At 59.0% G+C, this 22,168-nt stretch carries 19 protein-coding genes; 10 read left to right on the top strand and 9 right to left on the bottom strand.

Annotated elements, in window-relative coordinates; translation table 11 throughout:
• Positions 1–25 precede the first annotated feature (25 nt).
• Both glyA and AC3IX4_RS03455 read left to right on the top strand, forming a co-directional pair.
• On the top strand, positions 26–1,279 hold the full coding sequence (glyA, locus tag AC3IX4_RS03460) for a serine hydroxymethyltransferase (RefSeq protein ID WP_489259248.1): 1,254 nt from the start codon (positions 26–28) through the stop codon (positions 1,277–1,279).
• A gap of 337 nt (positions 1,280–1,616) precedes the next feature.
• The gene (locus tag AC3IX4_RS03455) at positions 1,617–2,783 is read left to right on the top strand and encodes an MFS transporter (protein WP_489259247.1); all 1,167 of its coding nucleotides are present in this window, start codon (positions 1,617–1,619) and stop codon (positions 2,781–2,783) included.
• Between the two features lie 3 nt (positions 2,784–2,786).
• Here the strand turns inward: AC3IX4_RS03455 and yjiA are convergent, their stop codons facing one another.
• The 3 genes from yjiA to AC3IX4_RS03440 all read right to left on the bottom strand — a co-directional run bounded on the left by yjiA (position 2,787) and on the right by AC3IX4_RS03440 (position 6,116).
• The gene (yjiA, locus tag AC3IX4_RS03450; protein WP_489259246.1) at positions 2,787–3,767 is read right to left on the bottom strand and encodes a GTPase; all 981 of its coding nucleotides are present in this window, start codon (positions 3,765–3,767) and stop codon (positions 2,787–2,789) included.
• 63 nt (positions 3,768–3,830) lie between these two features.
• Entirely contained in the window at positions 3,831–4,031 is a 201-nt protein-coding gene (locus tag AC3IX4_RS03445) for a YbdD/YjiX family protein (RefSeq protein ID WP_166569930.1), read from the bottom strand.
• Between the two features lie 18 nt (positions 4,032–4,049).
• Positions 4,050–6,116 carry a carbon starvation CstA family protein gene (locus AC3IX4_RS03440; protein ID WP_489259245.1) on the bottom strand — a complete coding sequence of 689 codons (2,067 nt, stop codon included), beginning with the start codon at positions 6,114–6,116 and terminating at the stop codon, positions 4,050–4,052.
• 190 nt (positions 6,117–6,306) lie between these two features.
• Between AC3IX4_RS03440 and AC3IX4_RS03435 the strand changes: the two genes are divergently transcribed.
• Complete coding sequence (locus AC3IX4_RS03435; RefSeq protein WP_489259244.1) at positions 6,307–6,675, top strand: PilZ domain-containing protein; 369 nt, start codon at positions 6,307–6,309, stop codon at positions 6,673–6,675.
• A 278-nt stretch (positions 6,676–6,953) separates the two neighbouring features.
• Complete coding sequence (locus AC3IX4_RS03430) at positions 6,954–8,486, top strand: nucleobase:cation symporter-2 family protein (RefSeq protein ID WP_489259243.1); 1,533 nt, start codon at positions 6,954–6,956, stop codon at positions 8,484–8,486.
• A gap of 639 nt (positions 8,487–9,125) precedes the next feature.
• On the opposite strand, the gene radA is transcribed toward AC3IX4_RS03430, so the two are convergent.
• Positions 9,126–10,493 (bottom strand): DNA repair protein RadA, encoded by a 1,368-nt coding sequence (gene radA / locus AC3IX4_RS03425; RefSeq protein ID WP_489259242.1) that lies wholly within the window; start codon positions 10,491–10,493, stop codon positions 9,126–9,128.
• Positions 10,494–10,675: 182 nt separating this feature from the next.
• Between radA and mscL the strand changes: the two genes are divergently transcribed.
• Complete coding sequence (gene mscL / locus AC3IX4_RS03420; RefSeq protein WP_489259241.1) at positions 10,676–11,098, top strand: large-conductance mechanosensitive channel protein MscL; 423 nt, start codon at positions 10,676–10,678, stop codon at positions 11,096–11,098.
• 39 nt (positions 11,099–11,137) lie between these two features.
• On the opposite strand, the gene AC3IX4_RS03415 is transcribed toward mscL, so the two are convergent.
• Positions 11,138–11,914: a ferredoxin--NADP reductase gene (locus AC3IX4_RS03415; RefSeq protein ID WP_489259240.1), complete on the bottom strand. Its 777-nt coding sequence runs from the start codon at positions 11,912–11,914 to the stop codon at positions 11,138–11,140.
• 331 nt (positions 11,915–12,245) lie between these two features.
• On the opposite strand from AC3IX4_RS03415, the gene AC3IX4_RS03410 reads away from it, so the two are divergent.
• Together AC3IX4_RS03410 and AC3IX4_RS03405 are read left to right on the top strand one after the other, a co-directional pair.
• Positions 12,246–12,950 carry an autoinducer binding domain-containing protein gene (locus AC3IX4_RS03410; RefSeq protein ID WP_489259239.1) on the top strand — a complete coding sequence of 235 codons (705 nt, stop codon included), beginning with the start codon at positions 12,246–12,248 and terminating at the stop codon, positions 12,948–12,950.
• 93 nt (positions 12,951–13,043) lie between these two features.
• Positions 13,044–14,168: a methyltransferase gene (locus AC3IX4_RS03405; RefSeq protein ID WP_489259238.1), complete on the top strand. Its 1,125-nt coding sequence runs from the start codon at positions 13,044–13,046 to the stop codon at positions 14,166–14,168.
• Positions 14,169–14,678: 510 nt separating this feature from the next.
• On the opposite strand, the gene AC3IX4_RS03400 is transcribed toward AC3IX4_RS03405, so the two are convergent.
• Genes AC3IX4_RS03400 through AC3IX4_RS03390 form a run of 3 tightly spaced genes read right to left on the bottom strand, consistent with a single transcriptional unit; the run spans position 14,679 to position 17,306 of the window.
• Positions 14,679–14,840 carry a DUF2474 domain-containing protein gene (locus AC3IX4_RS03400; RefSeq protein ID WP_489259237.1) on the bottom strand — a complete coding sequence of 54 codons (162 nt, stop codon included), beginning with the start codon at positions 14,838–14,840 and terminating at the stop codon, positions 14,679–14,681.
• 15 nt (positions 14,841–14,855) lie between these two features.
• Positions 14,856–15,863, bottom strand: coding sequence for a cytochrome d ubiquinol oxidase subunit II (cydB, locus tag AC3IX4_RS03395; RefSeq protein WP_489259236.1), 1,008 nt, complete (start codon positions 15,861–15,863; stop codon positions 14,856–14,858).
• A 3-nt stretch (positions 15,864–15,866) separates the two neighbouring features.
• Positions 15,867–17,306, bottom strand: a complete 1,440-nt coding sequence (locus AC3IX4_RS03390; RefSeq protein WP_489259235.1) for a cytochrome ubiquinol oxidase subunit I — start codon at positions 17,304–17,306, stop codon at positions 15,867–15,869.
• A 280-nt stretch (positions 17,307–17,586) separates the two neighbouring features.
• On the opposite strand from AC3IX4_RS03390, the gene AC3IX4_RS03385 reads away from it, so the two are divergent.
• Positions 17,587–18,810, top strand: a complete 1,224-nt coding sequence (locus AC3IX4_RS03385) for an MFS transporter (protein WP_489259234.1) — start codon at positions 17,587–17,589, stop codon at positions 18,808–18,810.
• A 180-nt stretch (positions 18,811–18,990) separates the two neighbouring features.
• Here the strand turns inward: AC3IX4_RS03385 and AC3IX4_RS03380 are convergent, their stop codons facing one another.
• On the bottom strand, positions 18,991–19,545 hold the full coding sequence (locus tag AC3IX4_RS03380; protein ID WP_489259233.1) for a DJ-1 family glyoxalase III: 555 nt from the start codon (positions 19,543–19,545) through the stop codon (positions 18,991–18,993).
• 211 nt (positions 19,546–19,756) lie between these two features.
• Here AC3IX4_RS03380 and AC3IX4_RS03375 point away from each other — a divergent pair, with 211 nt between their 5' ends.
• Positions 19,757–21,052, top strand: coding sequence for an NCS2 family permease (locus tag AC3IX4_RS03375; RefSeq protein WP_489259232.1), 1,296 nt, complete (start codon positions 19,757–19,759; stop codon positions 21,050–21,052).
• Positions 21,049–22,134, top strand: coding sequence for a tRNA (uridine(54)-C5)-methyltransferase TrmA (gene trmA / locus AC3IX4_RS03370; RefSeq protein WP_489259231.1), 1,086 nt, complete (start codon positions 21,049–21,051; stop codon positions 22,132–22,134). The genes AC3IX4_RS03375 and trmA overlap by 4 nt, the downstream gene beginning before the upstream one ends.
• Positions 22,135–22,168 lie beyond the last annotated feature (34 nt).

Genomic DNA, 22,168 nt, shown 5'->3' with positions numbered 1-22,168 from the left:
TTCTGCACGATCCTTGAGGACCGCCATGTTCAGCCGTGATTTGACCATTGCCAAGTACGACGCCGATCTCTTTGCCGCCATGGAGCAAGAAGCTCAGCGCCAGGAAGAGCATATTGAGCTGATCGCCTCGGAAAACTACACCAGCCCAGCCGTCATGGAAGCCCAAGGCTCCGTGCTGACCAACAAGTACGCCGAAGGTTACCCTGGCAAGCGTTACTACGGTGGCTGCGAATACGTCGACGTCGTCGAGCAACTGGCTATCGACCGCGCCAAAGAGCTGTTCGGCGCTGACTACGCCAACGTTCAGCCGCACGCTGGCTCCCAGGCCAACTCCGCTGTTTACCTGGCCCTGCTGCAAGCTGGCGACACCATCCTGGGCATGAGCCTGGCCCACGGCGGTCACCTGACCCACGGCGCCAGCGTTTCGTCTTCGGGCAAACTGTACAACGCCATCCAGTACGGCATCGACGGCAACGGCCTGATCGACTACGACGAAGTCGAGCGCCTGGCGGTCGAGCACAAGCCGAAAATGATCGTGGCCGGTTTCTCTGCCTACTCGCAGATCCTGGACTTCCCACGTTTCCGTGAAATCGCCGACAAAGTCGGTGCCTACCTGTTCGTCGACATGGCTCACGTAGCGGGCCTGGTTGCCGCTGGCGTCTACCCGAACCCAGTACCGTTCGCTGACGTGGTTACCACCACCACCCACAAGACCCTGCGCGGTCCACGTGGCGGCCTGATCCTGGCTCGCGCCAACGCCGACATCGAGAAGAAGTTGAACTCCGCCGTATTCCCGGGCGCCCAAGGCGGCCCGCTGGAGCACGTCATCGCGGCCAAGGCCATCTGCTTCAAAGAAGCGCTGCAGCCTGAGTTCAAGACTTACCAGCAACAAGTGGTGAAAAACGCCCAGGTCATGGCCAGCGTCTTCATCGAGCGCGGCTTCGACGTGGTATCCGGTGGTACTGAGAACCACCTGTTCCTGCTGTCGCTGATCAAGCAGGAAATCTCCGGTAAAGACGCCGATGCCGCCCTGGGCAAAGCGTTCATCACCGTGAACAAAAACTCCGTGCCAAACGACCCACGCTCCCCGTTCGTCACCTCCGGCCTGCGCTTCGGCACCCCGGCTGTGACCACTCGTGGCTTTAAAGAAGCAGAGTGCCGTGAACTGGCTGGCTGGATCTGCGACATCCTGGCTGACCTGAACAACGAAGCGGTGATCGACGCCGTTCGTGAGAAGGTCAAGGCCATCTGCGCCAAGTTGCCGGTATACGGCAACTGATGTACGCGCCGCGGATTGCCTGACGCATGGCGCAGCTCACTTTGTAGGAGCTGGGCTTGCCCGCGAGGCGTCGTAATTGACACACCGCGGCGCCCTCATCGCAGGCAAGCCTGGCTCCTACAGTAGGTTTGCGCAGCAATCGAAGCCCGGCTCTTGAGCCGGGCTTTTTTGTGCGCGTAAATAACCTGCCTCTCTACCATCGGTACATTTTCCTGTAAGAAATATCCTGCACTCGCAGGCGAAATACCTCTCGCCATCGCAAGAACTTACGGGCTTACCTCAAGGAGATATGGGCTCAAGCTTTCTGCCATCAGTTCCCAATACGGAATGTGGCAGCATGAACAATAGCCTCAGAAAGGGTCCACTCCTTCCTGCATGCCTGGCAGTCTTTCTGGCCCAAGCCGGTATTACGCTTTATCTACCGGCCTTGCCAATCATTGCAGCCGATCTTGGGGCCGCCGATGATTTCGCAGGGTTGACGCTATCGGTTTACTTGCTAGGCATGGGCTTGAGCATGCTGTGGTGGGGGAAGCAGGCTTCCCGCTGGGGCAGCAAAAATATACTTATTGCGGCGCTATTTCTCTACTCCATCAGCAACCTGGCCATTGTCCTTGTAATCGATGAGGTGTCATTTTTAGTTCTGCGCGCCATTCAGGGTATTGCGGCAGCAGGCGTCTCGGTCATGGCAAGAGTCATCTTGAACGATGCTTTCAGTGATCAGAAGCTGACTCGGGCGTTGAGTTGGCTGTCCATGTGTTTCGTGATCTCGATTGGTATTGGTCAGTTTCTCGGCGCCCTGTTGCAGGGTGCTTTCGGATGGCAAGCCATTTTCCTGGTGACCGCCACAACAAGTTTTGGACTCAGTTTACTGATCCGTCAGCTTGCGCTTGGAGCCCGCTATCGCTCTACTTGCGATAACACACCTTGGAGGTCCTACCAGATAATTTTACGGTCTCCGGGTTTTATCTGGTCGGCCTTGGCTGGCGGCATTGGCTACGGAATTATTATATTTTTCAATGCAATGGCGCCTGTCGTATTTCAGAATCAATATGCATGGAGTCCGATTGAATACGGGTTATTGGGATGGCCTATCAGTGCTGCTTATTTATTGGGCGCGCTCCTGGTCAATCGGCTCGCGCCTCACTACAGCCCCAAACTGCTTTTCGGCTCTAGTATTGGCCTGATGATGGTGGGCGCTTTAGCGTTGAATGTCGGCCAACTGCTTGCTGGACAATCGCCCGCTGCTTTGTGGGTGCCGTATTGCCTGATCTTAATGGCTCAAGGTGTTTTATATCCTTTAAGCCTGTCGATCGCGAATTCACGCTCACCGGTTACAGGCCCATACGCGATGGCAATGGCGGGATTTCTGCACCAGATAATCGCCGCCATTTGCGGGATGCTTGCCAGCCAAGTTGCGGCGAATGCCAGTTCACTCACCCTGTTTTGTGGGGTGCTAGCCGCGGCTGTTTTTTTTACAGGCCGAAAATATAGCAGGACGTCCTGAGTGTCAGTTGCTGGCGGTCAATTCGGCGAAGCCTGCCCGAATTTTTTCTTCAGGCAGCTCATCGGCAATAAACACCATCACGCTTTCCCGCGCCTCGCCCTCGGCCCATTCCGTATCCCAGTCAAAGCCATACAGTTTAAGAACGCCCTGGAACACCAAGCGCCGCGGCTCACCCGCGATGTTTAACACCCCTTTGTAGCGCAGCAGTTGTTTGCCGTGCTCTTCGAGCAATGCGTTCATGAACTCGCTGAGTTTATCGATATCCAGCGGCTGGTCGGTGCGCAACACCAGGCTGGAAATCCGGTCGATCGAGTTGCCTTTAAGCACCGGGCGCAGGTTCGGGCTGGCGCCCAGATCATCATTCAGATTGAAGCCTCGGACATCCAGTAGTTCGGCCAGATCAATCTTGCCGTGCTCGACGACCCGGATGGGGGCGCGGCGGTTGATGCGCGTCAGGCGCTCACTGAGCGCTTGGAAACTGGCCGCCTCGACCAGATCGGTTTTGCTCACCAGCAGCCGATCGGCAAAGCCAACTTGGGCCTGAGCGATGGTCTGCGCCAGGTGTACATCGGCGTGAGCCGCGTCTACCAAGGTGATGATGCCATCGAGCAGGTAACGTTCCCGCAGTTCTTCATCGATAAAGAAGGTCTGCGCCACGGGGGCCGGGTCCGCGAGGCCAGTGCACTCGATGACCAAGCGATCAAAGGCAATTTCGCCGCTGTCCAGGCGCTCCAGCAGCAGATACAGGGCCTTGGTCAAGTCGGTGTGAATGGTGCAACAGACGCAGCCGTTGGCCAGGGTCATGACCTGCACCGGCTCATCGCCCAGCAACTGGGTGTCGATACCGGCATCGCTGAATTCGTTCTCGATGACGGCAATTTTCAGACCGTGCTCGGCCTTGAGAAGGTGACGCAACAATGTGGTCTTGCCGGCGCCGAGAAAGCCGCTCAGCACCGTGACCGGAATAGGGGTGATTTCAGGCATTGGATGATGTATCCATAAAAAAACGCGCCACGGCAAAGCGTGGCGCGTGGGGTGACGACGGACTCAGCAGCAGCGCGGGGAACCCTTGCCGCCGCCGTAGCGCGCCTCCTGACGCTCGCGGAAAAACTCCTCGTAGGTCATCAGCGGCTTGTCCGGGTGCTTGGTTTGCATATGCTCGACGTAGTTGTCGTAATCGGGCATGCCCACCATCAGGCGCGCGGCCTGACCGAGGTATTTGCCGAGGCGACTCAGGTCATTGAACATGTTTGCAATCCTCTGGTTTTACGCATCTGGAACCGGCTGGAATGGAGTTTCCTTGTCGGTGCGCTCCTTGGTGCCCCAGGACGCAATACCGACCTTCAGGGCATAGAACAGGATGCTGAATACCACGAACAGGAACAGGACGGTCAGTGTGGCGTTGGTGTAGGCGTTGAAGATCACATGTTGCATCTGCGTGATGTCCTTGGCTGGGGCCAGTACCTGCCCAGCCTCCAACGCTACGCTGTATTTGTTCGCCAGCGCCAGGAAGCCGACTGCCGGGTTAGGGTCGAACAGTTTGATGAAGCCTGCCGTGGTGGTGCAGATCAGCAGCCAGGCCGCCGGCAGCAGGGTGACCCAGATGTAGCGCTGGCGCTTCATTTTGATCAGTACAACAGTGGCGAGCATCAGCGCGATACCGGCCAGCATCTGGTTGGAGATACCGAACAGCGGCCACAAGGTGTTGATACCCCCCAGCGGATCGATCACGCCCTGATACAGCAAGTAACCCCACATGGCCACGCAACCTGCGGTGGCAATCAGGTTGGCCGTCCAGGACTCAGTGCGCTTGAGGGCGGGCACGAACGAGCCCAGCAAATCTTGCAGCATGAAGCGCCCGGCACGGGTACCGGCATCGACCGCAGTGAGGATAAACAGCGCCTCGAACAGGATCGCGAAGTGGTACCAGAACGCCATGGTGTTTTCACCTGGCAGTAGGTGGTGCAGGATCTGCGCGATACCGACCGCCAGGGTCGGTGCACCGCCAGCACGAGCCAGCACGGTGGTTTCGCCAATGTCTCTGGCTACCGCCTCCAAGGCCTCGGGAGTAATCGCGAAGCCCCAACTGCTGACCGTCTGGGCCACCGATACCACGTCACTGCCCACAATAGCGGCCGGGCTGTTCATCGCAAAGTACACACCCGGCTCGATGACCGAAGCTGCGACCATGGCCATGATCGCCACGAACGACTCCATCAGCATGCCGCCATAGCCGATGTAGCGGGCATTGGTTTCGTTGTCCAGAAGCTTGGGCGTGGTCCCCGAAGCGATTAGCGCGTGGAAACCAGACACCGCACCGCAAGCAATGGTAATGAACAGGAACGGGAACAGGCCACCTTTCCAGACCGGGCCCGTACCGTCGGTGAATTGCGTCAGGGCCGGCATTTTCAGGTCGGGCATGGTGACCAGGATGCCGATCGCCAAGGCCACGATGGTGCCGATTTTCAGGAAGGTCGACAGGTAGTCACGCGGCGCCAACACCAGCCACACCGGCAGTACCGCCGCCACGAAACCATAACCCACCAGCATCCAGGTGATCTGGATACCGGTAAAGGTGAACGCCTTGGACCAGACCGGATCCGCAGCAATCTGGCCCCCCAGCCAGATTGAGCCCAGCAACAGCAGAACCCCGACAATGGAGATCTCACCAATGCGGCCCGGACGGATGTAGCGCATGTAAACGCCCATGAACATCGCGATCGGGATGGTCGCCATCACGGTAAAGATCCCCCACGGGCTCTCCGCCAGGGCCTTGACCACGATCAGTGCCAGCACCGCGAGGATGATGATCATGATCAAGAAGCAACCGAACAAGGCAATGGTGCCTGGAACACGCCCCATTTCCTCGCGGACCATGTCACCCAGCGAACGGCCGTTGCGGCGAGTCGACAGGAACAGGACCATGAAGTCCTGTACCGCACCGGCCAGTACCACGCCAGCAATCAGCCAGAGTGTGCCAGGCAGATAGCCCATTTGCGCCGCCAGGACCGGACCGACAAGCGGACCCGCGCCCGCGATAGCGGCAAAGTGGTGACCGAAAAGAATGTGTTTGTTGGTCGGCACGTAGTCCAGACCATCATTGTTGATAACCGCCGGTGTCGCCCGCCGAGGGTCTAGTTGCATCACACGCGTGGCGATAAACAGACTGTAGTAACGGTATGCAACGAGATAGATGGCCACCGCCGCTACCACGATCCACAAGGCGTTAATGGCTTCGCCTCGACGCAGGGCCACCACGCCCAGCGCGCACGCTCCCAGAACTGCCAGCACCAGCCAGGGCAAATGGCGTAGCGGGCTATTATTATTTTTCATGATTAGATTCCAGCTAAGTGGATATAAAAGAACAACCCTTGAAGTCTAGCGAGTGTAGTCAGAAATATCGCCCTTTGATCTAGAGCTGCCGCCTACGACCAAAGTCTATATCGATCCCCTTTGGGCATGGCTTGACAAGGACAGCTTGCCTACACGCAGCTATAGTCAAACCATCGAAAAGGAAGCTGCCATGACAGAGCACCATTTGGAGCGCCGCCGATTCAAACGCATCGCTTTCGATGCTGCCGCAGAGCTTGTGCGCGACGGTCATCGCTGGCGCACCACACTGGTGGACGTGTCCCTCAAGGGGTTGCAGGTCAATCGCCCCGAGGATTGGTCCGCCAGCGTTCATCAACTGTTCGATATCGAGATCCAGCTGAACCCCGACGCCCAAGTGCACTTGAAGGGCGAGCTCAACCATGAGAAGGACGATCAGTTGGGCTTCACCTGCCGCTATATCGACCTGCACTCCAGCGAGCACCTGCGCCGCTTAGTCGAACTCAACCTGGCGGATGAGACAGAATTGCTGCGTGAGCTGCGCCAATTGATCGAACTTTAGAATCTTTTAGCCTGCTATCGATCTTGCCACCCCTCCTCTGCCTTTTATCAAACACCGATAAAAAGCCGCTGCGGCACCCCGCATAACCGCGAAAAACAAGAAATCCTCCTGTATACCGCATACCAAAAATCGCGGACCCAAATCGCCCATTTTTCCCGCCAAAATACATGACCGATCGATCAGGATCTAAAATGTAAAACTGTATACAATTTGTCTGGAATTCCGTAACCATTGGCGTCTACAGTAGCCGGACAACAATAAATCGAGATGCCATCTCCATGAATACGTCCGCCCTCAGCACGTCTTCAGTACAACGTCCCGAAGACGAAAACCTGGGCCTTGGCGCCAATCTGGCGTACGGGCTGCAGCACGTTTTGACGATGTACGGAGGGATTGTTGCCGTACCGCTGATTCTCGGGCAGGCCGCAGGCCTTGCGCCCGCTGATATCGGCTTGCTGATTGCCGCTTCGCTGTTTGCCGGCGGCTTGGCTACCTTGTTGCAAACCTTGGGCATTCCCTTCTTTGGCTGTCAGCTGCCACTGGTGCAGGGCGTATCCTTTGCCGGTGTGGCGACCATGTCGGCGATTCTGACGACCGCCGACGGTGGAGGGATGCCGTCGGTGCTCGGGGCCGTGATGATTGCATCCTTGATAGGGCTGGCCATCACACCGGTCTTTTCCAGGATCACTAAATTCTTTCCACCCCTGGTGACCGGGATTGTCATCACGACCATCGGCTTGACCTTGATGCCTGTAGCGGCACGCTGGGTGATGGGCGGTAACAGCCATGCACCCGACTTCGGCAGCATGGCCAATATTGGTCTGGCCGCCCTGACGTTCTTGATTGTTCTGGTACTGAGCAAACTGGGCAGTGCGGCGATTTCTCGCCTGTCGATCCTGCTGGCCATGGTCATTGGCACACTGATCGCCTGGTCGCTGGGCATGGCGAACTTCTCCAACGTCGCTAACGGCCCGATGCTGGCCATGCCTTCACCCTTCCATTTCGGCACACCCACTTTTCATATCGCCGCCATTTTGTCGATGTGCATTGTGATCATGGTGACCTTGGTGGAAACCAGCGCCGATATCCTGGCCGTCGGTGAAATCATCGACACCAAGGTCGATTCAAAGCGCCTGGGTAATGGCCTGCGAGCTGACATGCTGTCGAGCATCCTGGCGCCTATTTTTGGGTCCTTCACGCAAAGTGCTTTCGCGCAGAACGTCGGCCTGGTGGCTGTGACAGGCGTGAAGAGCCGTTATGTGGTGGCCACCGGCGGTGTGATATTGGTAGTGCTGGGCTTGCTGCCCGTCATGGGCCGGGTGATTGCCGCCGTGCCGACCTCCGTGCTGGGCGGTGCCGGTATCGTGCTGTTCGGCACGGTGGCAGCCAGCGGCATCCGCACCCTGTCCAAGGTTGACTATCGCAACAACATGAACCTGATCATCGTCGCTGCCTCGCTCGGCTTCGGCATGATCCCGATCGCGGCGCCTAACTTCTACGATCAATTCCCGGGCTGGTTTGGCACCATTTTCCATTCGGGTATCAGCTCGTCGGCGATCATGGCGATTGTGTTGAACCTGGCGTTCAACCACTTCAAGGCCGGTAACTCTGATCAGCAATCGGTATTCGTTGCGGCGTCCGAGCGGACCTTGAATGTGCTGGACATCGCCGCTCTGCGCGATGGGGATTACTTTGAGGACGGCAAACTGTACAACGCCGATGGGCAGGAGGTTCCGGTGCTGGGCGGCGACCACGAGCATGGGCCGGCGCCAGTCAAGCGAACGGTTGAGTCGGTGACGGCGACAGGCTGATCAAAGCCGAGCCGTTGATCTTGATCTTGATCTTGATCTTCAAACACAGAAACTCCAGACACCACGGATGTCCCTTCAGGAGGCTTCGTTCCGCGCCTGCGCAGCGGCCCCACGGAGTAGGTGCGGAGGGAGACCGTATCAAGGCTTCCAGGCGCTTGCCTTGGGTTTTGTGCTGTTGCCGAGATCGAGCGCCGCCCGCGCGGCGCATTCGCCGGCTAAAGCCGGCTCCCACATTGGTTGCAACGTGCCATGGTCTGTGGGGTTGGGGTTGTTAGCCTTGGTGGTTCGGCTTTGAATTTTTGTGGTTTCGGGCGGATTGCGCGTGGCTGACAACTCCAATCTCACAGGCCATGGCACGTTGCAACCAATGTAGGAGCAGACCTTGGTCGCGATGCGCCGCGCGGGCGGCGCTCGATCTCAAGAACAAAGGAACAACCAAGGCAGGCACCTCGTGGGGTTCATGCGATCTGTTGACAGGCACTCTGCGGGTTCACCCTGAGAATGATGGGAACCCGGAGCGAAGCGTAGGGCCGGATGCGGGGACATCCGCGGTGTCTGGACCCTTTATGTATGAAGGTCAAGAGCCAGGAGCAGAGCAAGAAATCAAAGCGCAAGCAGCGAAGTTTCTAAGGACAGGGATTACTCGAATAACGCATCCAGCGCCTGCTCAAGGCGCGTCACCGCCACCACCGTCAACCCCGATGGCGCTTCCTTGGGGGCATTGCCCTTGGGCACGATGGCCCTCTTGAAGCCATGCTTGGCAGCTTCTTTCAGTCGCTCCTGACCGCTTGGCACGGGGCGAACCTCGCCCGACAGCCCCACTTCGCCAAACACCAACAAGCCATGCGCCAGCGGCCGATTGCGCAGGCTGGACATAATCGCCGCCAACAAGGCGAGATCTGATGCGGTTTCCAGCACTTTTACCCCACCCACCACGTTGAGAAACACGTCCTGATCGTGGGTGGGAATCCCGCCGTGGCGATGCAGCACTGCCAGCAACATGGCCAGGCGATTCTGGTCCAGCCCCAGGGTTACGCGGCGTGGGTTGGCCAGGTGGCTGTCATCGACCAAGGCCTGGACTTCCACCAGCATCGGCCGCGTACCTTCCCAAGTGGCCATCACCACACTGCCTGGTACTTCTTCCTGAGCACGAGTCAGAAAGATCGCAGAGGGGTTGGAAACCTCTTTCAAGCCGCGATCGGTCATGCCGAAGACGCCCAACTCGTTAATGGCTCCGAAGCGGTTTTTCACAGCCCGCAACAATCGCAGGCGGCCATCGGACTCACCTTCAAAATACAAAACCGTATCGACCATATGCTCAAGCACCCGCGGCCCGGCAAGGGCGCCTTCCTTGGTGACGTGGCCCACCAGGAAAATCGCCGTGCCGCTCTGCTTGGCATAGCGCACCAGCAGCGCCGCGCTTTCGCGCACCTGCGAGACCCCACCCGGTGCAGATTGCAACTGCTCGGTGAAAATGGTCTGGATGGAGTCGATGACCATGACCTTGGGCTTCTCGACCTTGGCCGTGGCGATGATGGTTTCTATGCACGTTTCGGTCATGACGCGCAATTTGTCCTGTGGCAACCCCAGGCGCCGGGCGCGCATGGCCACCTGCTGTTGCGACTCTTCGCCGGTGACGTATAAGGCGGGCATGCGCGAGGCGATATTGCACAGGGTTTGCAGCAGGATGGTTGACTTGCCGATACCCGGGTCGCCGCCGATCAAGACCACCGAGCCATCGACCAGCCCGCCGCCGAGCACGCGGTCGAGTTCGGCGCTGGCGGTGGTGAATCGCGGAATCTCTTCGACGCTGACTTCGGCCAGGGTCTTGATCTGGGCTTGCTGCCCGGCCCAGCCAGTGCGGCCACTGGGTGGCGCTGCGGCACCGTTCTCGATCACGGTTTCTACCAGAGTGTTCCACGCGCCACACTCGCCGCATTGACCGGCCCACTTTGGAAAGGTCGCGCCGCACTCGGTGCAGCCGTACATGCGCTTGGCCTTGGCCATCTTGTCGTCCTGCCTGCAAAAGCAGCCATCATAGCCGAGCCCGGCCATGAGAGGGGCCAATGAAGTTCGGCGTACATCGGACAAAACTGTTCGCTACAGCGCAAGACACTTGCACCAAGCGTGAACTCAATAGCTGAATTACACTGCTCTGACCAACCTCCACCTGTAACAAGGAATTAACCATGGGCGTAATCAGTGAGTTCAAGGCCTTCGCAGTCAAAGGCAACGTCGTCGATATGGCCGTCGGTATCATTATCGGCGCCGCTTTCGGCAAGATCGTTTCATCTTTTGTCGGCGATGTGGTCATGCCACCCATTGGGCTATTGGTCGGTGGAGTAGACTTTAGCGACTTGGCCGTCACGCTCAAGGCAGCCCAGGGAGACGCTCCTGCGGTAATGCTCGCCTACGGAAAATTCATTCAAACCGTTATCGACTTTCTGATCGTGGCCTTAGCCATTTTCATGGCTGTCAAAGTGATCAACCGGATGAAGCGCGAAGAAGCAGCTGCCCCCACCTTGCCGCCCGTCCCAACCAAAGAAGAAGAACTGCTGGGTGAAATACGAGACTTGTTGAAATCGCAAAACAACAAACCCGGAAACTTATAAGTCACTTTTTGAACACGGCGCCTCACGGCGCCGTTATTTTCACCAATAGTTCTCAACGGCAACTTGCCCAGGCCGCCGAGACAAACTCAAGTTCATGTCACGCTGCTTTAGTATTTGCCGGGTATCGTCAATCATTTGTGGGTTGCCACAGAGCATCACCCGCGAATGTTCCGCTGTCAGCGCAAGACCCGCCGAGCGCTCTAAATCGCCATTAACGATCAAATCAGTAATCCGTCCGCGCAGCGCTCCGGGATGCTGTTCACGCGTCACCGCGGGTATGAATTGCAGCTTGTGGGCATGCCCGGCGAAGTAGTCACGCTCCCTTAAGCCTGCGATCAGCGGCAAATAGGCCAGCTCGCGCGCCTGGCGCACTGAATACACCAGTTTGATCGTCTCGAAGCGCTCCCACGCTTCGAAGTCCTGCAGTATCGACAGGAAAGGCGCGACTCCGGTGCCCGTCGCCAGCAACCATAAATCACGGCCATCGGCAAAGCGGTCCAGGGTCAGGTAGCCAAAGGCCTGCCGATCGATCAACAGGCTGTCGCCTTCGCGCAGCCGGCTTAACTCACTGGTGAATTCACCGCCTGGCACCACAATAGAAAAAAAATCCAGGTATTCGTCGTAAGGAGATGACACCATCGAATAGGCGCGCCACACCACGCTGCCATCCGCCTTGGTCACCCCTAGCCGAGCAAACTGACCCGCCCGAAAACGAAAGCCTGGGTCACGTGTGGTGCGCAGGGTAAACAGGCTGGGGGTCAACGGTTGAACGTCCAGCAACGTCTGACGGGTGAACTTCTCCGCACTGGCAGTCATGGTGCGCTCCATAAGAGGTAAGCACAGAGTGTGGCGCAAACCGTCAGCAACAAACACCCTCGATTTGTGTGGTATCGACCCTGCACCCCACACCCCACACCCCACTGAAAAGGAAGTTAACTAAATAGAACGTCCTTATTAATCACCCACCCTGAGAAATGCCATATTAAAAACCGCCATAACATTTGTAATAATAACGACTCGCTCTATAACACTACCCAACAGACTAGTATCAAATTGGCAGCATCAAATTTTCCTACCCACATTCAGGAAGATATCCTACACTCGAACTCTAAACTTGGATCCATAAAAACTCATGGAGGACCTGCTCGTGGAACTTTGGACGGAGGCACAGCTTCACGCGCTGATGAATTCCAAAAATCCGGAGGAAGCGTTCGCCAATGCTTTATTGATGGTGAAGCAACTCGGCTTTGAGTACATGGCTTTTGGGATGCGCAAACAATTGGCCACCGCACACCCAAAAACAGTTATTTACAGCAACTACCCCTCCGTTTGGATGAATCGCTATCACGCGATGAACTACATCGATATCGATCCCGTTGTGCTCCATTGTCATACCTCTCTCTTTCCTGTTCTTTGGACCGATGATGTTTTCAAAGCCGTCCCACAGTTTTGGGAAGAAGCTCAACATCATGGGCTGAAGTACGGTTGGTCTCAATCGGCACGCGATCATCGCGGCGGTGAAAGCTTGTTGAGCGTGGCCCGCAGCGAACAATCAATCAGCGTTCAAGAGTTCTACGAAAAGTCTCCATTCACCGCTTGGCTGTGCAATATCATGCATGGCTTGCTGAGCAACCAGATCTCCCTGACGCCTGAAGAAAATGCCAACCTGAGTGATCGGGAAATCGAAGTGCTCAAATGGTCCGCCATGGGGAAGACCGCCGCTGATATCGCCATCATCCTGCGTTTATCTGAAAGAACGGTAAACTTTCATGTCAAGGGTGCTATCAGCAAGATGAACGCTTCCAACAAAACCAGCGCCGCCGTGCGCGCAGCGCTCGGCGGTTTTTTTTGAACTGATCCTTTGAACGACTTGTGACTCACTCTGGTGTCAAAAGCACGTAGAATCGCGTCTTGTTGCATTCAAGCCGATATCCAGAGCCCCGCCATGCCCTTGCTGACCAGCCCCTTCGCCGAACTCGACCTGATCCGCCAACCTGAGCAAGCGAATGAGCCGCTGCAAGCCTTTGACGCGGCCGATGAATACCTGCTCGCTGAGTTGCACGCCCAATCGCTGCCCACCACCACCCGTGTCTTGGTGCTCAACGACAGTTTTGGCGCTCTGGCGGTCAGCCTCAACGGCCACTTCCAGGTCGTCACCAGTGGTGATTCCTACCTGGCCAACCTGGCCTTGCAAAAGAACCTTGTGCTCAACGCCCAGCCCTTCGATGCGATCAGCCTGTTGCCGGCCAGCAGTCCGTTCAGCGGCCAGTTCGACCGCGTCCTGGTGCGCGTGCCCAAGACTTTGGCCTTGCTGGAAGAGCAACTGATTCGCCTGCAAGGCCATCTTGCTCCAGGTGCGCAGGTGATTGCCGGAGCCATGGTCAAACATTTGCCTCGCGCAGCCGGCGACCTGCTGGAGAAATACATTGGGCCTGTGCAAGCCTCACTGGCGCAGAAAAAGGCTCGTTTGCTGACCGCAAGCTACGAATCCAAACCACCGTTCACTTCGCCCTACCCAACCCGGTACTGCCTCGAAAAGCCGGCCATCGAACTGCTTAACCATGCCAATGTGTTCTGCCGCGAAGGCCTGGACATTGGCACTCGCGCTTTCCTCCCGCACTTGCCGAAAAACCTGGGCAATGCCCGGGTAGCGGACCTGGGTTGCGGCAATGGCGTGCTGGCGATTGCCAGCGCCCTGGATAATCCCCAGGCTCATTACACGCTGGTGGATGAGTCGTACATGGCCGTGCAATCGGCACTGGACAACTGGCAGGCCGCCCTGGGCGCTCGCGAAGTGACCGCCCAGGCGGGTGATGGCCTGGCCGACCTGCCGCCCCAGTCGTTGGATGTGGTGCTCTGCAATCCGCCCTTCCACCAGCAGCAAGTGGTGGGCGACTTCCTGGCCTGGCGCATGTTTCAGCAAGCGCGCGAAGCCTTGGTGGTGGGCGGTGCGCTGTACATCGTTGGCAACCGCCACCTGGGCTATCACAGCAAACTTGCACGCCTTTTCCGAGGCGTCGAACAGGTTGCCGCCACACCAAAGTTTGTCGTGCTCAAGGCCCGTAAGTAGGAGCTAGCGGTTCGGCGATCCGATGTGCGGCTTGATACGACCTCCCTCCCTTCATTCTCAGGGTGAACCCGTAGGGTGCCTGTCGACAGATTGCATGAGCCCCGCGAGGTGTCCGCCTTGGTTTTTCCTTTGTTCTTGAGATCGAGCGCCGCCCGCGCGGCGCATTCGCCGGCTCAAGCCGGCTCCCACATTTGTTGCAACGCGCCATGGCCTGTGAGATTGGCGTTGTCAGCCACGCGCCCCCCCCCCGAAACCACAAAAATCCAAAGCCGAACCACCAAGGCTAACAACCCCTACCCCACAGGCCATGGCACGTTGCAAAAAATGTGGGAGCCGGCTTTAGCCGGCGATGCGCCGCGCGGGCGGCGCTCGATTTGGGCAACAGCACAAAACCCAAGGCAAGCGCCTGGAGGCCTTGATACGACCTTCCTCCCTGCATTCACAGGGTGAACCCGCAGAGTGCCTGTCAACAGATCGCATGAGCCCCACGAGGTGCCCGCCTTGGTTTTCTCAGTGGGATTTCATCCCCGCCGCCGCCATAAACAGGCGCATCAACCAGGCGGCGATGCCCAGTGCCGCAACACTGGCGCACCAGATAAGCACCAACCAACCCAAGCGGTGCCAGAGCGGCTTTTTCGGCTCAGGCGTGGGCAGCGTTTGCTTGTCAGTCATTGAGCGGCCTCCCGGCTAGTGATAACCATCTTCGTGAGTCACCTTGCCGCGGAACACGTAGTAGCTCCAAAAGGTGTAGCCGAGAATGAACGGGATGATGAACAAGGTCCCCACCAGCATGAAGCCCTGGCTCTGCGGCGGTGCGGCGGCGTCCCAGATCGAGATCGACGGCGGTACGATGTTCGGCCACAGGCTGATCCCCAGGCCGCTGTAGCCCAAAAAGATCAACACCAGGGTCAGCAAAAACGGCGTGTAGTGGGCATTGCGCGCCACGGCCCGCAACAGGCCGACCATCGTGACCAGCACCAGGATCGGCACCGGCAGGAACCAGAACAGGTTGGGCAGGCTGAACCAGCGGGCGGCGATTTCATCATGGGCAAGCGGCGTCCACAGGCTGACGATGCCGGTCACGGCCAACAACACGAACGCCAGCGGCCGCGCCAGGTGATGCATCTGCGCCTGCAGCTTGCCTTCGGTTTTCATGATCAGCCAAGTGCAGCCCAGCAAGGCATACGCCACGATCAATGCCAGGCCACAGAACAGGCTGAAGGGGGTCAGCCAGTCCAGCGAGCCACCGGCATAGGCACGGTTGACCACCGGCAGGCCGTCGATAAAGGCCCCCAGCGCCACGCCCTGGAAGAAGGTGGCGGCCAACGAGCCGCCGATAAAGGCCTTGTCCCAGATGTGTCGCTTGTCGGGCCTGGCCTTGAAGCGAAACTCGAAGGCCACGCCGCGAAAGATCAAGCCGATCAACATGAAGATCAACGGCAGGTACAGCGCTGACAGCACCACCGCATAGGCCAAAGGAAAGGCCCCGAACAGCGCCGCGCCGCCCAACACCAGCCAGGTTTCGTTGCCGTCCCAGACCGGGGCCACGGTGTTCATCATCACATCGCGGTCCGACTCGCCCGGGATAAAGGGAAAGAGAATGCCGATCCCCAAATCGAAGCCGTCCATGACCACGTACATCATGATGCCGAAGATGATGATCACCGCCCAGATCAGTGGAAGATCCATACCCATGGCTCAGTTCCCCTTGCTCAGGCTGTCGCTGGAACCGTCTTCGCTGCCCTCATCGGCAGCCGAAAGCGGACGTGCCGGTGTGCGCGGTTGGCCCGGCCCACCAGGGTTCTGCTGCTTGCCCTCATCGGTCTTCGGCCCTTTGCGCACCAGGCGCATCATGTAGCCCAGGCCCACGCCGAACAGCGAGAAGTACACCACCACGAACAGGATCAGGGTCAGGCTCATCTGCCCGACACTGTGATTGGAAGAGGCATCGGCGGTGCGCATCAGGCCGTAGACGACCCACGGCTGACGACCGATTTCGGTGGTGAACCAGCCGGCCAATATCGCGATCAGCCCCGACGGCCCCATCCACAACGCCAGGCGCAGGAACGCCCGGTTCTCGAACAGGGTGCCGCGCTGGCGCAACCACAGGCTCCACAGGCCGGTCAGGATCATCAGCAGGCCCAACCCGACCATGACCCGGAACGACCAGAACACGATGGTCGAGTTGGGCCGGTCTTCAGGGGGAAACTCCTTCATCGCCGGCACTTGCTGGTCCAGGCTGTGGGTCAGGATGAGGCTGCCCAGGTAGGGAATCTCGACGGCAAAGCGGGTTTTCTCCGCCTTCATGTCCGGCCAGCCGAACAGGATCAGCGGCGTCGGTTCATCGCCGACATTCTCCCAGTGCCCTTCGATGGCGGCGATTTTCACCGGTTGGTGCTTGAGCGTATTGAGACCATGGAAGTCACCGATCACCGCTTGCACCGGCGCTACGATCAGCGCCATCCACATGGCCATCGAGAGCATCTTGCGGATCGCCGGATTGTCACGGCCCCGCAGCAAGTGCCAGGCCGCCGAAGCACCGACAAAAAAGGCGGTGGCGACAAAGGCGGCGGTGGCCATGTGCATCAGCCGATAGGGAAAGGAAGGATTGAAGATCACCGCCAGCCAGTCCACCGGGATGACCCGGCCATCGACGATTTCATACCCCTGGGGCGTTTGCATCCAGCTGTTGGAGGCCAGGATCCAGAAGGTCGATACCAAGGTCCCGATCGCCACCATCACCGTGGCAAAAAAGTGCAGGCCACGCCCCACCCGGTTCCAGCCAAACAGCATGACGCCGAGAAAGCCGGCCTCGAGGAAGAAGGCGGTGAGCACTTCGTAGGTCAACAACGGCCCGGTTACGGCGCCGGCGAAGTCGGAGAAGCGACTCCAGTTGGTGCCAAACTGATAGGCCATCACCAGGCCCGAGACCACGCCCATCCCGAAGTTGACGGCGAAGATCTTCGACCAGAAGTGATACAGGTCACGGTAAACGTCTTGATGGGTTCTGAGCCACAGCCCTTCGAGCACGGCCAGATAACTCGCCAGGCCAATGGTGATGGCCGGGAACAGGATGTGGAACGACACGGTGAACGCGAATTGGATTCGGGCGAGATCGAGAGCCTCCAAACCGAACATATGGCTTCCTCTGTCAGGGTACATCGAAGGGGCCGGCCGGATAGGCCGTCACGTCAAATACCCACGGTTGGCATTGATGTGGATCAAGCGATCGTTGAAAGAGTAGTCTCAATCGGCCGGAGGGTTCGCGTGGTCGATTGCCGCGTGACCGGTTGTCTCACCCTCTTTACCTCTGTTCGAATCGGTGCGCTGAGCGCACATGAACGCAGAGCTGCGTAACTTTGCGTTACAAAGTGATGCTAATCTCGCCGCTTTACGCGCCTTGGGATATTTGCTTTTCATGTCTAGCACCACCCCTTTGCTGCTGCGTCACCACCGGCCTTTCCTGGCGTTTTGGTTTGCGCGGGTGTTTACCGCCAGTGGTTTCCAGATGCTCACCGTGGCCATTGGCTGGCAACTGTATCAATTGACCGGCAACGTGCTGGACTTGGGGCTGGTCGGCCTGGTGGAGTTCGCCCCCCGCGTGTTGTTCATGCTGCACACCGGGCACGTTGCCGACCGCTATGACCGGCGCAAGGTGGCTGCCTTGTGTCAGAGCGCCCAAGCCTTGATAGCGCTGGCGCTGGTAGCGGGCGCCAGCACCGACTCGGTCAGCCGCGAGATGATTTTTATCCTGGCGTTCTTGCTCGGCAGCGCGCGTTCGTTCGAGATGCCAGCGACGCAGGCGCTGTTGCCGGCCATCGTCCCTGCCGAGTTGTTTCCACGCGCGGTGGCCGCCTCGGCCTCGGCCATGCAATCGGCAACCATCGTTGCACCGGCGCTGGGCGGTTTTCTCTACGCCTTCGGCAGTGTCTGGGTCTATGGACCTGTCGTCGTGCTCTACATCATCGCCTGCTGCCTGATGCTCAACCTGACGTCCCGGCAAGTCACCCTGAACACGGGCAAGGCCAGCATGGAGTCGCTGCTGGCAGGTATCCGCTTTATCCGCAGTCGCCCGGACATTCTCGGTGCCATCTCCCTGGACTTGTTTGCCGTCTTGCTAGGCGGTGCCACGGCGCTGTTGCCGGTATTTGCCAAGGACATCCTGTTGACCGGCCCCTGGGGCCTGGGCCTGCTGCGTTCGGCACCTGCGGTGGGCGCCCTGCTGATGTCACTGTGGCTGGCGCGCTTTCCCGTGGAACGCAATGTGGGGCGCATCATGTTCACGGCCGTCGGTGTCTTTGGCGTGGCGACGATTGCCTTCGGTCTTTCGAGCTCGTTCTGGTTTTCGCTGGCGGTCCTGGCGGTGCTGGGTGCGGCCGACATGATCAGCATGGTGATCCGCGGTGCCTTTGTGCAGTTGGAAACGCCTGATGAGATGCGCGGCCGGGTCAGTGCGGTGAATGGTTTGTTCATCGGCGCTTCAAACCAGCTCGGCGAGTTCGAATCGGGGGTGACGGCGCACTGGTTCGGGACCGTACCGGCGGTGGTGCTGGGCGGTGTCGGCACGCTGGTGGTGACGGGGGTGTGGATAAAGTTGTTTCCAACACTGGCCCGGCGGGATCACATGCACACCCGGCGTTGATGGGCCTTGGTCGCGATGGCATCGCCTGTAGGAGCAGACCTTGGTCGCGATGGCGTCGCCTGTAGGAGCAGACCTTGGTCGCGATGGCGTCGCCTGTAGGAGCAGACCTTGGTCGCGATGGCATCGCCGCGATAGTAAAGAGTGACACCGCAGCGACACCATCGCGACCAAGGTCTGCTCCTACGCGAGCCCCAACAACGCGGAGGTTTGCGCCCTCACCCGCTTGCCACAGACCTGCTCGACCAGGGTCAGGGCAAAGGTCAAGGCCGCCGCAGAATTCTGCGCCGTTATGCAGTTGCCATCGACCACCACCGGCTGGTCAACGAAGCTGCAGTTGGACAGCACATGACTGAAGCGAGGGTGGCAGGTCATACGCCGCTGGCGTAGTACGCCATATGGCAGTAGCGCCAGTGCCGGTGCTTCACCGATACCGGCAAAAAAATGCCCACCCTTGGATTGCTCCTGCACTCGCTGCGCCAACGGCTGATGCCCGGCCAAGTGGAGGCAGCCCGGCTCTCCGCCCGGCAACGCAATCAAGTCGAACGGTTGGGCCAGTACGTCGACTACCATCGCATCGGCGGTCAGTCGAGTGCCGCGCACGCCCGTGAGCATCCGCCGCGCTTCAACACTGGCGACCACCACCTCAATTCCTGCACGTCGCAACACATCGATCAGCGTCACGCACTGCAGATCATCGACGCCGTTGGCAATCGCTATCAAGGCTCTTTCAGTCATGACCGCACTCCAGATGGCTATTCTCAAAAGCGTAGTTCATTCACCCTGCGGTCTTGCGTGCAGGAGGATTCATACCCCGTCCCAAGTCATGCTGGTATGATGCGCGGCTTTTTCCCGACCCATACAAAGTCCAAGGCTTGCGGCACAGCCTGTGCTTTGCTTTGAGGGTCGAATTCATTCACGGCGCCCCAGGGCGCCACGGGGAGCAGGCATGCTGGAAAGGCTGTTTCAACTCAAGGCACATGACACCAATGTGCGCACCGAGATACTCGCGGGTGTCACCACCTTCCTGGCCATGGCCTACATTCTGTTCGTCAACCCGAGCATCCTCGGCGAGACCGGCATGGACAAGGGTGCGGTGTTCGTCGCCACCTGCCTGGCCGCCGCCATCGGTTCGACCGTCATGGGGCTGATCGCCAACTATCCGATCGCCCTGGCGCCGGGGATGGGCCTGAACGCCTTTTTCACCTACACCGTCGTGCTGAACATGGGCCATACCTGGCAAGTGGCACTGGGTGCGGTGTTCATTTCGGCCGTATTGTTTTTCCTGCTGTCGATCTTTCGCATCCGCGAGTGGATCGTCAACAGCATCCCCTTGCCCCTGCGTTCGGCCATTGCGGCAGGGATCGGCTTGTTCCTGGCATTGATTGCTCTGAATAACGCCGGCATCGTCGTCGATAATCCAAAAACCCTGGTGGGCTTGGGCGACCTCAAACAGCCTGCTCCGATCCTCGCGACCCTGGGCTTTTTCCTGATCGTGGCCCTGGAGGCCATGAAAGTCCGTGGCGCGGTGCTGATCGGCATTCTCAGTGTGACCGTGGCGTCGATCGTCATGGGCTTCACCCCTTTCGCAGGTGTAATGTCGATGCCACCGTCGCTGGCCCCGACCTTCCTGCAGCTGGACATCAAGGGCGCGCTGGATATTGGCCTGATCAGCGTGATTTTCGCGTTCCTGTTCGTTGACCTGTTCGACAACTCCGGCACCCTGATCGGCGTGGCCAAGCGCGCCGGGCTGATGCGCAAGGACGGCCACATGCCGAAGATGGGCCGTGCCCTGATCGCCGACAGCACCGCCGCCATGGCGGGCTCGCTGCTGGGCACCTCGACCACCACCAGCTACATCGAATCTGCCGCCGGCGTGAGTGCGGGTGGCCGCACCGGCCTGACCGCCATCGTAGTCGCGGTATTGTTCCTGCTGGCGCTGTTCTTCGCGCCACTGGCCGGCAGTGTCCCGGCGTTTGCCACTGCACCTGCGCTGCTGTTCGTCGCCGTGCTGATGGCCTCGGGCCTGGCGGAAATAAACTGGGACGACATTACCGAAGCTGCACCGGTGATGGTGACCGCCCTCGCCATGCCGCTGACCTATTCGATCGCCAACGGCATTGCCTTTGGCTTTATTTCCTGGACGGCCATCAAGCTGATTTCCGGTCGCCACCGCGACTTGAACTCGGCGCTGGTGATCCTGTCGATTCTTTTCGTTATCAAGCTGGGCTGGTTTAACGCATGAGTGCTGTTCTCGACCCCTCCGACTACACCCGCCAACTCGACGCCAAAGTCGAGCGCCTGCGTGAGCTGCTGGCGCCATTCGATGCGCCAGAGCCTGCGGTATTCGACTCGCCGCGCGAGCACTATCGCCTGCGCGCCGAATTTCGCCTATGGCGCGAAAACGAGCAGCGCCACTACGCGATGTTCGCACCGGGTGAAAAGCACACGCCGATCCTGATCGAAGCCTTTCCCATCGCAAGCTTGCGCATCAATGAGCTGATGCCAAGGCTCAAGGCCGCCTGGCAAGCCAGCTCGGCACTGAGCTTCAAGCTGTTCCAGGTGGAGTTTTTGACCACCCTGGCCGGTGACGCGATGATCACCCTCTGCTACCACCGCCCACTTGACGAGCATTGGCAAGTGGCGGCCGAACAACTGGCCGCTGACCTGAACGTCAGCATCATTGGCCGCTCCAAAGGCAAGCGTGTGGTCATCGGCCGCGACTATGCTGTCGAAGAGCTGAGTGTGGCGGGGCGCAGCTTTCGCTATCGCCAGCCTGAAGGCGCGTTCACCCAGCCCAACGGTGAAGTGAACCAGAAGATGTTGAACTGGGCTTATGAAGCCTTGGGCGAGCGCCAGGACGATCTGCTGGAGCTGTATTGCGGCAACGGCAACTTCACCCTGCCGCTGGCCACTCGCGTGCGCAAAGTGCTGGCGACCGAAATCAGCAAGACGTCGGTCAACGCTGCCCTGCACAACCTGGCAGACAACGGCGTAGGCAACGTCACGCTGGTGCGCCTGTCGGCCGAAGAGCTCACCGAAGCACTCAATGAAGTTCGGCCGTTCCGCCGTCTGGAAGGCGTTGACCTCAAGAGCTACGCGTTCGGCAGCGTGTTCGTCGACCCACCGCGTGCCGGCATGGACCCGGACACCTGCGAACTGACCCGACGCTTCGACCAGATCCTGTACATCTCCTGCAACCCCGAAACCCTGGCCGCCAACATCGCGCAATTGCATGACACCCACCGGGTGGAACGTTGCGCGCTGTTTGACCAATTTCCCTATACGCACCACATGGAAAGCGGCGTCCTGCTGGTTCGACGCTGAGCCTCCCCGCCTGGAGGGGCGCCTGGCCCCTCCA

Source organism: Pseudomonas sp. KH_021 (assembly GCF_057838865.1).
This window is presented reverse-complemented; position numbering and strand designations above follow the sequence as displayed.

Excerpts from the sequence above, each read along its gene's own strand:
- glyA (WP_489259248.1), top strand. The coding sequence starts at position 26 with ATGTTCAGCCGTGATTTGACCATTGCCAAGTACGACGCCGATCTCTTT.
- AC3IX4_RS03455 (WP_489259247.1), top strand. The coding sequence starts at position 1,617 with ATGAACAATAGCCTCAGAAAGGGTCCACTCCTTCCTGCATGCCTGGCA.
- yjiA (WP_489259246.1), bottom strand. The coding sequence starts at position 3,767 with ATGCCTGAAATCACCCCTATTCCGGTCACGGTGCTGAGCGGCTTTCTC.
- AC3IX4_RS03445 (WP_166569930.1), bottom strand. The coding sequence starts at position 4,031 with ATGTTCAATGACCTGAGTCGCCTCGGCAAATACCTCGGTCAGGCCGCG.
- AC3IX4_RS03440 (WP_489259245.1), bottom strand. The coding sequence starts at position 6,116 with ATGAAAAATAATAATAGCCCGCTACGCCATTTGCCCTGGCTGGTGCTG.
- AC3IX4_RS03435 (WP_489259244.1), top strand. The coding sequence starts at position 6,307 with ATGACAGAGCACCATTTGGAGCGCCGCCGATTCAAACGCATCGCTTTC.
- AC3IX4_RS03430 (WP_489259243.1), top strand. The coding sequence starts at position 6,954 with ATGAATACGTCCGCCCTCAGCACGTCTTCAGTACAACGTCCCGAAGAC.
- radA (WP_489259242.1), bottom strand. The coding sequence starts at position 10,493 with ATGGCCAAGGCCAAGCGCATGTACGGCTGCACCGAGTGCGGCGCGACC.
- mscL (WP_489259241.1), top strand. The coding sequence starts at position 10,676 with ATGGGCGTAATCAGTGAGTTCAAGGCCTTCGCAGTCAAAGGCAACGTC.
- AC3IX4_RS03415 (WP_489259240.1), bottom strand. The coding sequence starts at position 11,914 with ATGACTGCCAGTGCGGAGAAGTTCACCCGTCAGACGTTGCTGGACGTT.
- AC3IX4_RS03405 (WP_489259238.1), top strand. The coding sequence starts at position 13,044 with ATGCCCTTGCTGACCAGCCCCTTCGCCGAACTCGACCTGATCCGCCAA.
- AC3IX4_RS03400 (WP_489259237.1), bottom strand. The coding sequence starts at position 14,840 with ATGACTGACAAGCAAACGCTGCCCACGCCTGAGCCGAAAAAGCCGCTC.
- cydB (WP_489259236.1), bottom strand. The coding sequence starts at position 15,863 with ATGGGTATGGATCTTCCACTGATCTGGGCGGTGATCATCATCTTCGGC.
- AC3IX4_RS03390 (WP_489259235.1), bottom strand. The coding sequence starts at position 17,306 with ATGTTCGGTTTGGAGGCTCTCGATCTCGCCCGAATCCAATTCGCGTTC.
- AC3IX4_RS03385 (WP_489259234.1), top strand. The coding sequence starts at position 17,587 with ATGTCTAGCACCACCCCTTTGCTGCTGCGTCACCACCGGCCTTTCCTG.
- AC3IX4_RS03380 (WP_489259233.1), bottom strand. The coding sequence starts at position 19,545 with ATGACTGAAAGAGCCTTGATAGCGATTGCCAACGGCGTCGATGATCTG.
- AC3IX4_RS03375 (WP_489259232.1), top strand. The coding sequence starts at position 19,757 with ATGCTGGAAAGGCTGTTTCAACTCAAGGCACATGACACCAATGTGCGC.
- trmA (WP_489259231.1), top strand. The coding sequence starts at position 21,049 with ATGAGTGCTGTTCTCGACCCCTCCGACTACACCCGCCAACTCGACGCC.